The 14,346-nt window shown below is 72.2% G+C and carries 16 protein-coding genes; 11 read left to right on the forward strand and 5 right to left on the reverse strand.

Annotation, left to right across the window (positions count from 1 at the left end; translation table 11 throughout):
• Nucleotides 1-16 precede the first annotated feature (16 nt).
• The 3 genes from deoC to ACF06X_RS15870 are packed head-to-tail and all read left to right on the forward strand — an operon-like array spanning nucleotide 17 to nucleotide 3,336.
• The gene (gene deoC / locus ACF06X_RS15860; protein ID WP_392287866.1) at nucleotides 17-976 is read left to right on the forward strand and encodes a deoxyribose-phosphate aldolase; all 960 of its coding nucleotides are present in this window, start codon (nucleotides 17-19) and stop codon (nucleotides 974-976) included.
• A gap of 5 nt (nucleotides 977-981) precedes the next feature.
• A complete protein-coding gene (locus ACF06X_RS15865) occupies nucleotides 982-2,439 on the forward strand; it encodes an aldehyde dehydrogenase family protein (protein ID WP_392287867.1) in 1,458 nt (485 codons plus the stop codon).
• The gene (locus ACF06X_RS15870; protein ID WP_392287868.1) at nucleotides 2,440-3,336 is read left to right on the forward strand and encodes an aldehyde dehydrogenase family protein; all 897 of its coding nucleotides are present in this window, start codon (nucleotides 2,440-2,442) and stop codon (nucleotides 3,334-3,336) included. It begins immediately after the preceding gene.
• A 79-nt stretch (nucleotides 3,337-3,415) separates the two neighbouring features.
• Here ACF06X_RS15870 and ACF06X_RS15875 read toward each other — a convergent pair whose 3' ends face one another.
• On the reverse strand, nucleotides 3,416-3,724 hold the full coding sequence (locus tag ACF06X_RS15875) for a hypothetical protein (RefSeq protein WP_392287869.1): 309 nt from the start codon (nucleotides 3,722-3,724) through the stop codon (nucleotides 3,416-3,418).
• Nucleotides 3,725-3,775: 51 nt separating this feature from the next.
• On the opposite strand from ACF06X_RS15875, the gene ACF06X_RS15880 reads away from it, so the two are divergent.
• Nucleotides 3,776-4,474 (forward strand): uridine kinase, encoded by a 699-nt coding sequence (locus ACF06X_RS15880; protein ID WP_392287870.1) that lies wholly within the window; start codon nucleotides 3,776-3,778, stop codon nucleotides 4,472-4,474.
• A gap of 143 nt (nucleotides 4,475-4,617) precedes the next feature.
• On the opposite strand, the gene ACF06X_RS15885 is transcribed toward ACF06X_RS15880, so the two are convergent.
• Entirely contained in the window at nucleotides 4,618-5,355 is a 738-nt protein-coding gene (locus tag ACF06X_RS15885; protein ID WP_392287871.1) for a SigE family RNA polymerase sigma factor, read from the reverse strand.
• A gap of 160 nt (nucleotides 5,356-5,515) precedes the next feature.
• Here ACF06X_RS15885 and afsQ1 point away from each other — a divergent pair, with 160 nt between their 5' ends.
• The 5 genes from afsQ1 to ACF06X_RS15910 all read left to right on the forward strand — a co-directional run bounded on the left by afsQ1 (nucleotide 5,516) and on the right by ACF06X_RS15910 (nucleotide 9,288).
• A complete protein-coding gene (gene afsQ1 / locus ACF06X_RS15890; protein ID WP_189600923.1) occupies nucleotides 5,516-6,193 on the forward strand; it encodes a two-component system response regulator AfsQ1 in 678 nt (225 codons plus the stop codon).
• A gap of 8 nt (nucleotides 6,194-6,201) precedes the next feature.
• Nucleotides 6,202-7,719, forward strand: coding sequence for an ATP-binding protein (locus tag ACF06X_RS15895; RefSeq protein ID WP_392288419.1), 1,518 nt, complete (start codon nucleotides 6,202-6,204; stop codon nucleotides 7,717-7,719).
• On the forward strand, nucleotides 7,716-8,354 hold the full coding sequence (locus ACF06X_RS15900) for a hypothetical protein (protein WP_392287872.1): 639 nt from the start codon (nucleotides 7,716-7,718) through the stop codon (nucleotides 8,352-8,354). The genes ACF06X_RS15895 and ACF06X_RS15900 overlap by 4 nt, the downstream gene beginning before the upstream one ends.
• A gap of 58 nt (nucleotides 8,355-8,412) precedes the next feature.
• Nucleotides 8,413-8,994, forward strand: coding sequence for a VanZ family protein (locus ACF06X_RS15905; RefSeq protein ID WP_392287873.1), 582 nt, complete (start codon nucleotides 8,413-8,415; stop codon nucleotides 8,992-8,994).
• A gap of 93 nt (nucleotides 8,995-9,087) precedes the next feature.
• Complete coding sequence (locus tag ACF06X_RS15910; RefSeq protein WP_392287874.1) at nucleotides 9,088-9,288, forward strand: PspC domain-containing protein; 201 nt, start codon at nucleotides 9,088-9,090, stop codon at nucleotides 9,286-9,288.
• A gap of 76 nt (nucleotides 9,289-9,364) precedes the next feature.
• On the opposite strand, the gene ACF06X_RS15915 is transcribed toward ACF06X_RS15910, so the two are convergent.
• Nucleotides 9,365-9,733, reverse strand: coding sequence for a hypothetical protein (locus ACF06X_RS15915; RefSeq protein ID WP_392287875.1), 369 nt, complete (start codon nucleotides 9,731-9,733; stop codon nucleotides 9,365-9,367).
• 166 nt (nucleotides 9,734-9,899) lie between these two features.
• Nucleotides 9,900-11,054, reverse strand: a complete 1,155-nt coding sequence (locus ACF06X_RS15920) for an adenosine deaminase (RefSeq protein WP_392287876.1) — start codon at nucleotides 11,052-11,054, stop codon at nucleotides 9,900-9,902.
• Between the two features lie 115 nt (nucleotides 11,055-11,169).
• On the opposite strand from ACF06X_RS15920, the gene ACF06X_RS15925 reads away from it, so the two are divergent.
• Entirely contained in the window at nucleotides 11,170-11,946 is a 777-nt protein-coding gene (locus tag ACF06X_RS15925) for an alpha/beta hydrolase (RefSeq protein ID WP_392287877.1), read from the forward strand.
• An 86-nt stretch (nucleotides 11,947-12,032) separates the two neighbouring features.
• Here ACF06X_RS15925 and ACF06X_RS15930 read toward each other — a convergent pair whose 3' ends face one another.
• The gene (locus tag ACF06X_RS15930; RefSeq protein WP_158989706.1) at nucleotides 12,033-12,986 is read right to left on the reverse strand and encodes a LysR family transcriptional regulator; all 954 of its coding nucleotides are present in this window, start codon (nucleotides 12,984-12,986) and stop codon (nucleotides 12,033-12,035) included.
• Between the two features lie 62 nt (nucleotides 12,987-13,048).
• Here ACF06X_RS15930 and ACF06X_RS15935 point away from each other — a divergent pair, with 62 nt between their 5' ends.
• Nucleotides 13,049-14,323, forward strand: coding sequence for an MFS transporter (locus ACF06X_RS15935; protein WP_392287878.1), 1,275 nt, complete (start codon nucleotides 13,049-13,051; stop codon nucleotides 14,321-14,323).
• The last annotated feature ends 23 nt before the right edge of the window (nucleotides 14,324-14,346 follow it).

The raw sequence follows: 14,346 nt of genomic DNA on the forward strand, positions 1-14,346 counted from the left end.
TGCTCGACTGGTGACCATGCCCACCACTGCATCCGCAGCATCCCCTTTCGCCGACGTGACCACGTCCGAGAGTGCGCTGCGCCGCTTCCTCCACGGGCTGCCCGGCGTCGACGCCGTGGGCCTGGAAGCACGCGCCGCGTCCCTCGGCACCCGCTCGATCAAGACCACGGCCAAGGCGTACGCCATCGACCTGGCCATCTCGATGATCGACCTGACGACGCTCGAGGGCGCGGACACCCCGGGCAAGGTCCGGGCGCTCGCCGCCAAGGCCGTCAACCCCGATCCGACCGACCGTACGGCCCCGACGACCGCCGCGGTCTGCGTCTACCCCGACATGGTGGCGACCGCCAAGGCCGCCCTCGGGGACTCCGGCGTCAAGGTCGCCTCCGTCGCCACCGCCTTCCCGGCCGGGCGCGCCGCGCTCCCCGTGAAGCTCGCGGACACCCGTGACGCGATCGCCGCCGGCGCCGACGAGATCGACATGGTCATCGACCGTGGCGCCTTCCTCGCCGGCCACTACCTGGAGGTCTTCGAGCAGATCTCCGCGATCAAGGCGGAGTGCGGCGACAAGGCCCGCCTCAAGGTCATCTTCGAGACCGGCGAGCTCTCCACGTACGACAACATCCGCCGCGCCTCCTGGCTCGGCATGATGGCCGGCGCGGACTTCATCAAGACCTCGACCGGCAAGGTCGCGGTCAACGCCACCCCGGCCAACACGCTGCTCATGCTGGAGGCCGTGCGCGACTTCCGCGCCCAGACCGGCGTCCAGATCGGCGTGAAGCCCGCCGGCGGCATCCGCAACACCAAGGAAGCCGTCAAGTTCCTGGTCCTGGTCAACGAGACCGTCGGCGAGGACTGGCTGGACAACCACTGGTTCCGCTTCGGCGCCTCCAGCCTGCTCAACGACCTGCTGATGCAGCGTCAGAAGCTGGCGACCGGCCGTTACTCCGGCCCCGATTACGTGACGGTGGACTGATCATCATGGCATCTGCATTCGAGTACGCTCCCGCGCCCGAGTCGCGGTCCGTCGTCGACATCGCCCCGTCGTACGGCCTGTTCATCGACGGCGAGTTCGTCGAGGCGGCCGACGGCAAGGTCTTCAAGACCGTCTCGCCCGCCACCGAGGAGGTCCTCTCCGAGGTCGCCCAGGCGGGCACCGAGGACGTCGACCGCGCGGTGAAGGCGGCCCGTAAGGCGTTCGAGAAGTGGTCGGCGCTGCCCGGCTCCGAGCGCGCCAAGTACCTCTTCCGGATCGCCCGGATCATCCAGGAGCGCAGCCGCGAGCTGGCCGTCCTGGAGACCCTGGACAACGGAAAGCCGATCAAGGAGACCCGCGACGCGGACCTCCCGCTGGTCGCCGCGCACTTCTTCTACTACGCGGGCTGGGCCGACAAGCTCGACCACGCCGGCTACGGCGCGAACCCGCGTCCGCTGGGCGTCGCCGGCCAGGTCATCCCGTGGAACTTCCCGCTGCTGATGCTGGCGTGGAAGATCGCCCCGGCGCTCGCGACCGGCAACACGGTCGTCCTGAAGCCCGCCGAGACGACCCCGCTCTCCGCGCTGTTCTTCGCGGACATCTGCCGCCAGGCCGGGCTGCCGCGCGGTGTGGTCAACATCCTGCCCGGGTACGGAGACGCCGGCGCCGCGCTCGTCGAGCACCCGGACGTGAACAAGGTGGCCTTCACCGGCTCCACCGCCGTCGGCAAGTCCATCGCCCGCTCGGTGGCCGGCACGGACAAGAAGCTCACCCTCGAACTGGGCGGCAAGGGCGCGAACATCGTCTTCGACGACGCCCCCATCGACCAGGCCGTCGAGGGCATCGTCACCGGCATCTTCTTCAACCAGGGCCAGGTCTGCTGCGCGGGCTCGCGCCTGCTGGTCCAGGAGTCGATCCAGGACGAGCTGCTCGACTCCCTCAAGCGGCGCCTTTCGACGCTGCGGCTCGGCGACCCGCTGGACAAGAACACCGACATCGGCGCCATCAACTCGGCCGAGCAGCTGTCCCGTATCACCACGCTGGTGGAGAAGGGCGAGGCGGAGGGCGCCGAGCGCTGGTCCCCGGCCTGCGAGCTGCCGTCCGCCGGCTACTGGTTCGCCCCGACGCTCTTCACGAACGTCACCCAGGCGCACACCATCGCCCGCGACGAGATCTTCGGCCCGGTCCTGTCCGTGCTGACCTTCCGTACGCCCGACGAGGCGGTCGCGAAGGCCAACAACAGCCAGTACGGCCTGTCGGCGGGCATCTGGACCGAGAAGGGTTCACGGATCCTCGCCGTGGCGAACAAGCTCCGGGCCGGTGTCGTCTGGGCCAACACGTTCAACAAGTTCGACCCGACCTCGCCCTTCGGCGGCTACAAGGAGTCGGGCTTCGGCCGCGAGGGCGGCCGCCACGGCCTGGAGGCGTACCTCGCCCCGTCGAGCCCGGAGGGCGAGCGATAAATGAGCAGCGTTGAGCAGAACCGTCTGAGCGTCTTCAAGACCTACAAGCTGTACGTCGGGGGCAAGTTCCCCCGCAGCGAGAGCGGCCGGGTGTACGAAGTGCAGGACCACAAGGGCAAGTGGCTGGCGAACGCGCCGCTCTCCTCCCGCAAGGACGCCCGTGACGCGGTCGTCGCCGCGCGCAAGGCGTTCGGCGGCTGGTCGGGCGCGACGGCGTACAACCGGGGCCAGATCCTCTACCGGGTCGCGGAGATGCTGGAGGGCCGCAAGAGCCAGTTCGTGCGCGAGGTGGCGCACGCGGAGGGCCTGTCGAAGTCCGAGGCGGCCGAGGTCGTCGAGGCGGCCGTCGACCGCTGGGTCTGGTACGCCGGCTGGACCGACAAGATCGGCCAGATCGTCGGCGGGGCGAACCCGGTCGCGGGCCCGTTCTTCAATCTCTCCACCCCGGAGCCGACGGGTGTCGTCACGGTCGTGGCGCCCCAGGAGTCGTCGTTCCTCGGCCTGGTGTCGGTGATCGCCCCGGTGATCGCGACCGGCAACACGGCCGTGGTGATCGCGAGCGAGAAGGCGCCCCTGCCGGCGCTGTCGCTCGGCGAGGTGCTCGCCACCTCCGACCTGCCGGGCGGTGTGGTCAACATCCTCTCCGGCAAGGCCTCGGAGATGGGCCCGCACCTGGCGGCCCACCAGGACGTCAACGCGATCGACCTGACGGGCGCGGACGCCGATCTCGCGCGCGAGCTGGAGATCGCGGCGGCGGACAACCTCAAGCGCGTCCTGCGCCCGCGCGCCGTGGACTTCACGAAGTCCCCCGGCACGGACCGCCTGACGGCCTTCCTGGAGACCAAGACCGTCTGGCACCCGACGGGTTCGCTCGGCGCGTCCGGCTCGGCGTACTAGCGAAACGGTGACGAACGGCCCCCGGGTGTGCGCCCGGGGGCCGTTCGCCGTGCGCTCGACGAGGCCGGCGGCGGTGCCGCTACTTCGGAAGCGACCCGGTCGCCCCGCCGACCACCGGCAGCTTCTCCAGCGTGTCGACGCCGGTGTTGTGGAGCGGGTCGAGCCGGAGACCGGTCAGCGGGCCCACGGCGTGCGTCGTGGCGCCGAGCGTCGAGGCGGCGTCGCTGCCGGCGAGCGTGGTCACCGGGGCGGGCAGCGGCGCCGGTTCGGCCTGGGCCGCGGCGCCCAGGCCGAGTACCGCCGCGCCGGCCGCCGTCAGCGTCAGCCCTGCCTTCAGCAGGGCGCCGCGGCGGGATTTCCTGGAGCCTGGGTGAGCGTGACGCGCCATGTGAGGTCCTTAGCGTGGAGTGACCGCAGGAGCACCGAGCGTAGTGGACGTGTGACGCTCGATACCAACCCCCGCCCTCGGGGGTCCCCTTCCCGAGGGAATGGTTCACACTGGTGTCCCGTGAGTTCCCAACCGATCCCGACCCGTGTCGTCCTGCTCGCGGGCCCCTCAGGCTCCGGCAAGTCGTCCCTCGCCGCCGTCGCCGGTCTCCCGGTGCTGCGCCTCGACGACTTCTACAAGGAGGGCGACGACCCGACGCTCCCGCTGGTGGCGGGCAGCGCCGACATCGACTGGGACTCCCCGGACTCCTGGGACGCGGACGCCGCCGTCACGGCGATCGTGGAGCTCTGCCGTACGGGACGGACCGACGTCCCCGTGTACTCCATCGCCACCAGCGCGCGCGTGGGCCACGACGCCCTGGACATCGGGCGGACGCCGCTGTTCGTGGCGGAGGGCATCTTCGCCGCGGAGATCGTGGAGCGCTGCCAGGAGCTGGACGTGCTCGCGGACGCGCTCTGTCTGCGGGGCCGCCCCTCGACGACGTTCCGCCGCCGGCTCCTGCGGGACCTGAGGGAGGGCCGCAAGTCGGTCCCCTTCCTGCTGCGCCGAGGCTGGCGCCTGATGCGCGCGGAGCGTTCCATCGTGGCCCGCCAGGCGTCCCTGGGCGCCCACCCCTGCGCCAAGGACGAGGCCCTGGGCCGGCTTGCCGCAGCCGCGGCCGGCCGCCACCGCACCCCCGCCGCACGCTGAGGAATCGCCGCCGGAGACCACGACGACGGCGGCGGCACAACGGGAAACGCGGGCCGTACAAGCCCCCCCGGCTTGTCCGACCCGCGTCTTTTCCCCCGTACCCCCGTACGTCCCCCGTGTTTCCCCCGTGCCCCCCGTTGCCTTCAGGCCACCAGCTCGCCGAAGGACTCCTCCTCGTCACGGCCGAAGCTGAGGACCTCGTCCTCGCGCAGCCGGCGCAGGGAGCGCCAGATGCTCGACTTCACCGTGCCGACACTGATGTCCAGGATCTCCGCGATCTCCGGGTCCGTACGGCCCTCGTAGTAGCGCAGCACCAGCATCGTGCGCTGGAGCTCGGGCAGCCGGGCCAGCGCCTGCCACAGCACGGCCCGCAGCTCGGTCCCGCGCATCGCGTCCGTGTCGCCCGCCGTCTCCGGCAGTTCCTCGGTCGGGTACTCGTTGAGCTTCCGCCGGCGCCACGCGCTGATGTGCAGGTTCGTCATGGTGCGGCGCAGGTAGCCGCCCACCGCCGCCTTGTCGCTGATCCGGTCCCAGGCGCGGTACGTCGAGAACAGCGCGCTCTGGAGCAGGTCCTCGGCCTCGAAGCGGTCGCCGGTGAGGTGGTAGGCGGTGGCGTACAGGGAGGCGCGGCGCTCCTGGACGTAGGCGGTGAACGCCGCTTCGGCGTTCCCCGTCTCCGGCTTCGGCTGCCGCTCCCCCGTGACCTCCCCGTACGCCGCTCCCCCGTCAGCGACGGCCACCATGTACGGCGGCTTGTGCTGACGCCCGACGCTGCGAACGCACCCCCGCCCGTTCGCCGCGCCGGACTTCTCGGCGCTCCGTACGACGTCGTGGAGACGCGTGACTACTGCGCTCGAGGTGGTGCTGTGCAGTGCGTTCATCTCGCGCCCCCCGTCGGTTGGAGTCTGCTTCGGTCCGTGTGCCAAGAAGCTTGCCCGGCCCAGTTCATCGCGGTGTCCGCCGACTGTCACAGCCGTGTCACAGGGGCCGGGGGAGCCGCGCAGTCGAACTCCGGTGGCCGCATGGGACAGAATGGCGTCCGTGCCTTTCTTGTTGCTGATCGAGGACGACGACGCCATCCGCACGGCCCTCGAGCTCTCCCTGTCTCGCCAGGGCCACCGAGTGGCCACCGCGGCGACGGGCGAGGACGGCCTGCAGCTGCTCCGCGAGCAGCGCCCCGACCTGGTCGTGCTGGACGTCATGCTGCCCGGGATCGACGGCTTCGAGGTGTGCCGGCGCATCCGGCGCACCGACCAGCTGCCGATCATCCTGCTGACCGCGCGCAGCGACGACATCGACGTGGTCGTCGGCCTGGAGTCGGGCGCGGACGACTACGTGGTCAAGCCGGTCCAGGGCCGGGTCCTCGACGCCCGGATCCGGGCCGTGCTGCGGCGCGGCGAGCGGGAGTCCACCGACTCGGCGACCTTCGGCTCGCTGGTCATCGACCGTTCGGCGATGACGGTGACGAAGAACGGCGAGGATCTGCAGCTCACGCCGACCGAGCTGCGGCTGCTCCTGGAGCTGAGCCGGCGCCCCGGACAGGCGCTGTCGCGTCAGCAGTTGCTGCGCCTGGTGTGGGAGCACGACTACCTCGGCGACTCGCGTCTGGTCGACGCCTGTGTCCAGCGGCTGCGCGCCAAGGTGGAGGACGTGCCGTCCTCGCCGACCCTGATCCGTACCGTGCGCGGAGTCGGCTACCGGCTGGACGTCCCTGCGTGAGACGAGGGATGTTCGCCGGGCTGCGCTTCACCAGCCTGCGGCTGCGGCTGGTGGTCGTCTTCGCCCTGGTGGCGCTCACCGCCGCCGTGTCCGCCTCCGGGATCGCGTACTGGCTGAACCGCGAGGCCGTCCTCACCCGGACCCAGGACGGGGCGCTGAACGACTTCCGGCAGGAGATGCAGAACCGGGCGGCGACGCTGCCGCTGCGGCCCACCGAGGAGGAGCTGCGGCGCACCGCGGAGCAGATGGGGAGCGGCAGCGCCGGCTACAGCGTGCTGCTGCTCGGGGAGCGGGACGCGGGCAAGCCGATCGCCGGGGCCTCGGACCCGGACACCTTCACGCTGGCGGACGTGCCGCGCGCCCTGCGGGAGCAGGTGGAGACCAAGCGGCCGGTGACGGACGCCAACCCCTATCCGTACCACCTGTTCTGGCAGCGTACGCAGCGCGGCGGGACGCCGTACCTGGTGGGCGGGACGAAGATCGACGGCGGCGGTCCGACGGGCTACATGTTCAAGTCGCTGGAGGCCGAGCGGGCGGATCTGAACTCGCTCGCCTGGTCCCTGGGGATCGCGACGGCGCTCGCGCTGGTCGGCTCGGCGCTGCTCGCGCAGGCCGCGGCCACCACCGTCCTGCGGCCGGTGCACCGGCTCGGCGAGGCGGCCAGGCAGCTGGGCGAGGGGAAGCTCGACACCCGACTGCGGGTCTCCGGCACGGATGAACTGGCCGAGCTGTCGCGGACGTTCAACAGCGCCGCCGAGTCCTTGCAGAAGAAGGTCGCGGACATGAGCGCGCGTGAGGAGTCGAGCCGGCGCTTCGTCGCGGACATGTCCCACGAGCTGCGCACCCCGCTGACGGCGCTGACGGCCGTGACAGAGGTCCTGGAGGACGAGCAGGACTCCCTCGACCCGATGATCGCGCCGGCCGTGGCGCTGGTGGTGAGCGAGACCCGGCGCCTGAACGACCTGGTGGAGAACCTGATGGAGGTGACCCGCTTCGACGCGGGCACCGCCCGGCTGGTCCTGGACCACGTCGACGTCGCCGACCAGGTGACGGCCTGCATCGACGCGCGGGCCTGGCTGGACGCGGTGGAGCTGGACGCCGAGCGCGGGATCATGGCGCGGCTCGACCCGCGCCGGCTGGACGTGATCCTGGCGAATCTGATCGGCAACGCGCTCAAGCACGGCGGTTCGCCGGTGCGGGTGGCGATCCGTACGGAGGACGGGGAGTTGGTCATCGAGGTGCGGGACCACGGTCCTGGCATCCCGGAGGAGGTCCTGCCGCACGTCTTCGACCGGTTCTACAAGGCGAGCGCGTCCCGGCCCCGGTCGGACGGCAGTGGTCTGGGGCTTTCGATCGCCATGGAGAACGCGCTGATCCACGGCGGTTCGATCACCGCGGCGAACTCGCCGGACGGCGACGGCGCGGTGTTCGTCCTGCGACTGCCGCAGGACGCCGACGCGGATACGGATGCGGACACGGATACGGGCGCGGAGGCCGGCGAGCGGGGCGGGGTGGAGGAGAGTTGAGCCGACTTCGCCGTACGGGAGTGGGCGCGGCGGCCCTGGTGTTGGCCGGGCTCGCCGCCGGGTGCGGGATCCGGACGACATCGGTGCCCGTGGACGCGGGTCCGGCCCCTTCGCGGGTGCCGTGCAGTGTCTCCGGCGACGAGGCCGCCGCGCAGACGACGGGGATCGCGGTCCGGGTGTTCCTGGTGTGCGGTTCGCAGCTGGACGCGGTGGACCGCCGGTCGCCGCTGCAGGAGGAGAAGGCGGGCGGGGATCCGGTGCGGACCGCGGCCGCGCTGCTCGCGCAGTTGCAGAGCGAGCCGTCGCAGAGCGAGCGGCAGGCCGGCTTCTCCACGGCCGTCAAGGGCCCGCTGACCGTGACCGGCGGTCGCGAGGGCGATCCGGCGGACACACTGCGGCTGAGCAGGCAGCCGGAGGATCTGACGGCGACCGCGCTGTCACAGATCGTCTGCACCTTCGCGGAGAGTTCGGCCGGCGCGGGCGAGGACACGGTGGTGCTCGGCGGTCCCGGCGACTACGCCCCGCGCCGCTACCGGTGCACCGCCGAGGTGAGGCAGCGGCCCGACTCGGCGGTCCCCACGACCGCGGTTTCGACTCCCCCGGTGGCGGCCCCGCCGAAGCCCTCGGCGTCCTGAACCGGGCTGCCGGGAAGGCGGCGGAACCGATTCCGGTGCGGTGCGCGTCTTGGGGGGCGTGCAGCGTCAAGGTTCGGGCGGCAGTGCCGCCGTGGTCGTACGCGTGGCGGGGTTCGCCCTCCTCCTCGCGCATCTGCTGCTCGTCGCCTGGGTGACTCTCCGCCCACTCGACGTGGCCTGGGTGATGGCGCCGAACCTGAGACCACTGGCCGGGATCAAGGCGGATCTGGCGCTCGGCCCGGCCGAGGCGGCCCGGCGGATCGGTGAGGGGCTGCTGCTCCTGGCGCCGCTCGGCGTCCTGCTGCCGATGGCCGACGGGCGGCTGTACGTGGCGCCGTGGGCGTCCCTGGCCCGTACCGTCGCGGCGGGGGCGCTGATCTCCCTCGCCGTCGAACTGCTGCAGACCGCCGTGCCGGGGCAGGTCGTGGACGTGGACTCGCTGATCCTGAACACCGCGGGGGTGGCGCTGGCCCATGTGCTCGTGGTGCCGGCCGGGCGGGCGCGGCTGCGCCGCGGGAGGGACGCGAGGAGGCGTCGGTCCTCCTCGGGGACCAGGCCGGGCCGGGGTTCCGCCCTGCTGCGGGACGAGGGGACTCAGGGGGCTACCCCGACGATTCCCAGGGTCGGGATCGCCCCGTAGACCGACGTTTTGTCCCGCGGTCCGGGGCGAGTATGGAGTCAACGGGAGCCCGACGGAGCGGCTTCCGGGACACGCCTCTCGAAGGAGCCCACCATGGCCGCACTTGTCCGCCCCCGTGACGGCCGCATGATCGGCGGAGTGTGCGCAGCGCTGGCACGGCGCTTCGGCACCTCGGCGACGACCATGCGGGTCATCTTCCTCGTCTCCTGCCTGCTGCCCGGCCCGCAGTTCCTGCTCTACCTGGCGCTGTGGATGCTGCTGCCGGCCGAGAAGTCGGCGAGCACGGCCTGGTAGGAGCACGGGACGACGTACGTACGCCAATGGGGCGCGCACCCGGAGTGGGTGCGCGCCCCATCGGCGCGAGGAGGACTCAGCCGATCGGCAGGGCGCCCTTGAGGGGCAGGCCGCCGAGGAGGCTGGCGGCGGGGTTGTCCTTGAGCACGTCGGTCGTGCTGTCGAGGTTGACGCTCTTCGTGGGCTGGGCCAGCGTGCCGGGGACGGCCTTGACTCCGTGGTCGAGCCCGTGACCGAGCGCCCCCTCGCCGCCGGCGAGGGACTCGGACGCGCCGTCGGGGAGCTCGGTGAGGCCGTCGCCCAGCGGCACGGTCTGGGTGACCAGGCCGAGCGCCTCGGGGGCGGCGGGCACGCTCGGGGCGGCGGAGGCCGTGCCGGCGGCGGCAGCGGCGAAAGCGGCACCGAGAGCGGCGACACCGAGCTTCTTGGCGGCAGACTGCTTCATCAGAAAATCATCCTTGGGGATCTTGGAGCTTCGGGAAAGCAGGGAAATGCGGGGAAAACGCAGAGCGGCTTCGCAAACTAGCCACCACACGACGCTCCCGCAAACACCGAAAAGCGGCCGGGGGCGTGTTCCCCCGGCCGCCGCGGGCCCTCACCGAAATGTTCCGTCAGCCCGTCGTACGGGAAGACTCGCTGGTCGTGGCGGTCTGCTTGAACAGCCATTCGGACTTCAGCTCGGCATATCCGGGCTTGATGACGTCGTTGATCATGGCGAGGCGTTCATCGAAAGGAATGAACGCTGATTTCATCGCATTGACCGTGAACCACGCCATGTCGTCGAGCGTGTAAGCGAACGCCTCGGTCAGCAGCTCGAATTCCCGGCTCATGCTCGTGCCGCTCATGAGCCGGTTGTCGGTGTTGACCGTGGTCCGGAAGTGGAGCTTGCGGAGCAGACCGATGGGGTGCTCGGCGATGGAGGCGGCCGCGCCGGTCTGGAGGTTGGAGGTCGGGCACATCTCCAGCGGGATGCGCTTGTCCCGTACGTACGCGGCGAGCCGTCCGAGCTTCACCGAGCCGTCCTCGGCGACCTCGATGTCGTCGATGATGCGGACGCCGTGGCCGAGCCGGTCGGCGCCGCACCACTGCAGCGCCTGCCAGATGGACGGCAGTCCGAAGGCCTCGCCGGCGTGGATGGTGAAGTGGTTGTTCTCCCGCTTGAGGTACTCGAAGGCGTCGAGGTGGCGGGTGGGCGGGTAGCCCGCCTCGGCGCCCGCGATGTCGAAGCCGACGACGCCCGAGTCGCGGTAGCGGTTGGCCAGTTCGGCGATCTCCAGGGCGCGGGCGGCGTGCCGCATCGCCGTCAGGAGCGCGCCCACGCGGATGCGCCGGCCCTTCTCCCTGGCCTGGCGCTCGCCCTCGCGGAAGCCTTCGTTGACCGCCTCGACGACCTCTTCGAGGGTGAGCCCGGCCTCCAGGTGCTGCTCGGGGGCGTAGCGCACCTCGGCGTAGACGACACCGTCCTCGGCGAGGTCCACGGCGCATTCGGCGGCGACGCGCACGAGCGCCTCACGCGTCTGCATGACGGCGCAGGTGTGCGCGAAGGTCTCCAGATAGCGCTCCAGCGAACCGGAGTCGGCGGCTTCGCGGAACCAGAGGCCCAGCTTGTGGGGCTCGGTCTCGGGGAGGTCGCCGTAGCCCTGGGCGCGGGCGAGGTCGATGATCGTGCCGGGGCGCAGTCCGCCGTCGAGGTGGTCGTGCAGGAGCACCTTCGGGGCGCGGCGGATCTGGTCCGTGGTGGGGACGTTCGGGATCTGGCTCGTCATTTTCGCACTCTAGCGCCTACGCGCGTAGAGCGCTCCCTCTCCACTCGCCTGTCGATACGTAACAGTGACCGCGCGTACGGATGGCGTACACCTCGGCTTCTGAGACTGTTCTGCCATGGCGCACTCCGCACTCGTAGGGACTGCCGGCGGCCGGACGCCCCGGCTCGGACGGCCCGTCGGCGCATCGCACCCGGTCACAGCGGTGGGCGGGGTGGTGCTGCTCCTCCCCGACGGGGAGGTGACGTCCGCGCGGGGCGCCTCGGCCCTGGCCCACGCGGCGATACTGCCGCTCGGCCGGCGACTGGCCGCGGCGGGGCGCGGCGACGGCCTGGTCGCGCACGTGGTGCGCTACCGGGGGCGCGGCTGGAACGGCGCGGACGCCGGGTTGGCGGCGGACGCGGCCTGGGCGGTGGCGGAGACGGTACGGCGCTACGGCGACGTCCCCGTCTGCCTGGCCGGCTACGGCATGGGTGCGCGGGCCGCGCTGCGGGCGGCCGGGCACGCGGCCGTCGACACCGTGCTCGCGTTGGCCCCCTGGCTGCCGGAGGACGACGTGGCGGCGGAACCGGAACCGGTGCGGCAGCTGGCCGGACGCCGGGTGCTGATCGCGCACGGCACCAACGACGCCCGGGTGGACCCGGAGTTGTCGTACCGGCTGGCGGACCGGGCGAAGAAGGCGAACCGCGACACCTGCCGCTTCGAGGTCCACGCGGACGGCCACGCGCTGCGCCAGTACCGGGACGAAGTCCACGCCCTGGCCGTCGACTTCGTCATGGGCTCGCTCTTCGCCCGTCCCTACGCCCGCCCGGTCGCCGACGCGCTGGCGGCCCCGCCGCCGCTGGGACTGCGCATGCCCCTGGCGGCGGGCTTCGGCCGCTCGCTCCGGTCCTGACGGCACGGCGACCGGTCGCGGCGGCACGGCGACCGGTCCTGGCGGCACGGCGGCCGGTCGTGGCGGCACCCGCCCGTCCTGGCGGCTCACTCCGGCAGCAGGGTTCCCCGCTTGCTCAGGAGGAACTTCTTGAAGGCCGCCACCGGGGCCGTGTCGGGGTGGCCGTCCAGCCAGGCGACGCCGATCTCGCGGACGGCGCGGGGTGCGGTCACGTTGAGCTCGACGACACCCGGGCGCGGCACGGCCGGCGGGGGGAGCAGGGCGACGCCGAGGCCGGCCGCGACCAGGCCGCGCAGGGTCTCGGCCTCCTCGCCCTCGAAGGCGACCCGGGGCTTGAACCCGGCCTCGGCGCACAGGTCGTCGGTGATGCGCCGCAGCCCGTAGCCGGGCTCCAGGGTCACGAAGGTCTCGTCGGCGGCCTCGGCGAGCCGGACCCGCTTGCGGGAGGCGAGCCGGTGGTCGTCCGGGACGACGAGCCGCAGCCGCTGTTCGTCGATGCGCCGGGCGACCAGGTCCGGGGCGTCGGGGACCGGCGACGTCAGGCACAGGTCCAGGTCGCCCGCCCGCAGGCGCTCGATCATCGCCTCGCCGTAGTTCTGCACCAGGGTGAACCGCACCCGGGGGTGGTCGACCCGGAAGGCCCGGATGAGACCGGGCACCGTCTCCGAGCCCATGGTGTGCAGGAATCCGAAGGCGACCCGCCCGGCCGTCGGGTCCGCGTCGGCCCGTACGGAGTCCGCCGCCCGCTCCACCTCCGCGAGCGCCCGCTCGGCGGAGGCGAGGAAGGTCCGGCCGGCCGGCGTGAGCGAGACCGTCCGTCCCCGGCGGGCGAACAGGGCGACGCCCAGGTCCTGTTCGAGCCGGACCATGGCCCGCGAGAGCGTCGACTGCGGCACGCCCATCTCGGCCGCCGCCCGGGTCACGTGCTCGTGCCGCGCCACGGCCGCGAAGTACGCGAGCCGCGGCGCGAGCAGCAGTCCCATGTCTTCTTCGTTACTGTTCGGTGACAGCCGACCCTGTGACCTGTACTCATGCACCATGGGAACGATTACAGCAGTTCCGTGCATTGGACGCATGAAACGGTTCGGCCTACGTTCGAGGCATGCCTTCCGCCAGTACCAAGGCGGCCGCCACCAGCACGGCCGCCGACACCCGCCTTGCCCCCGGCGCCCCCGGCCACCGCCGCATGAGCTTCGCCCTCTTCGCCGCCGGAGTCGCCGCCTTCGCGCTCCTCTACTCCACCCAGGCCCTCCTCCCCGCGATCTCCGCGGAGTTCGGCGCCACCGCGTCCGCCGCCTCCTGGACGGTGTCCGCCGCGACCGGCGCCCTCGCCCTCCTCGTCCTGCCGCTGAGCGCCCTCTCCGAGCGCTTCGGGCGGCGCGCGATGATGACCGCCTCCCTCGTGGTCGCGGTCGTCGTCGGGCTCCTGATCCCCTTCGCCCCGAACCTGGAGTGGCTGATCGCCCTGCGGGCGGTCCAGGGCGCGGCGCTCGCGGGTCTGCCGGCCTCGGCGATGGCCTACCTCGCCGAGGAGGTGCGGCCGAAGGCGCTGATCGCCGCGATCGGCCTGTTCGTCGCGGGCAACTCGATCGGCGGCATGAGCGGGCGGATCGTCACCGGCTGGGCGGCCCAGGCGTGGGGCTGGCGTGCGGGGCTGCTCGCGGTCGGTCTGCTGGCCGCGGCCGGCGCGGTGGTCTTCCGGCTGCTGATCCCGAAGGCCCGCCACTTCACCCCCGGCTCGCGTGGTCCGAAGGCTCTCGCCGGGGCCGTCCGCCCCCACCTCTCCGACCCGCTGCTGATGCGCCTCTACGCGATCGGCGCGCTGTTCATGACGGTGTTCGGCGCGGTCTACACGGTCATCGGCTACCGCCTGGCCGAGGCGCCGTTCTCGCTCCCCCAAGGCGTGATCGGGTCGGTCTTCCTGGTCTACCTCGTCGGTACGGTCTCCTCCGCCGCGGCCGGCCGGCTGGTCGGCCGGCTGGGCCGGCGCGGGGCGCTCTACCTCGCGGTCGGGACGACTGCGGCCGGTCTGCTGCTCTCGCTGGCCGACGCGCTGGTCGCCGTCCTGCTCGGCCTGGTGCTGATCACGGCCGGTTTCTTCGCCGGGCACGCGGTCGCCTCCTCCTCGGTGAGCCGTACGGCGCGGACCGGGCGGGCGCAGGCCTCGGCGCTGTACCAGTCCGCGTACTACCTGGGCAGCAGCGCGGGCGGCACGCTCGGCGCGGTCGCCTTCCACGCGGGCGGCTGGGCGGGCACCGTCCTGCTCGGCCTGGTCGCGGTCCTCGGCGTCGTGTCGATCACGCTGTACGGGACGCACAGCGCGCGGGTGGCGGCGCGGGCCGAGGCGGGCCGGCTCCGGGTCCGCGCGGCGCACTGAATCCGTACCGCTTCCGTTACAAC

It is taken from the genome of Streptomyces sp. NPDC015346 (assembly GCF_043078785.1).
In the GTDB taxonomy this organism is placed as follows: domain Bacteria; phylum Actinomycetota; class Actinomycetes; order Streptomycetales; family Streptomycetaceae; genus Streptomyces.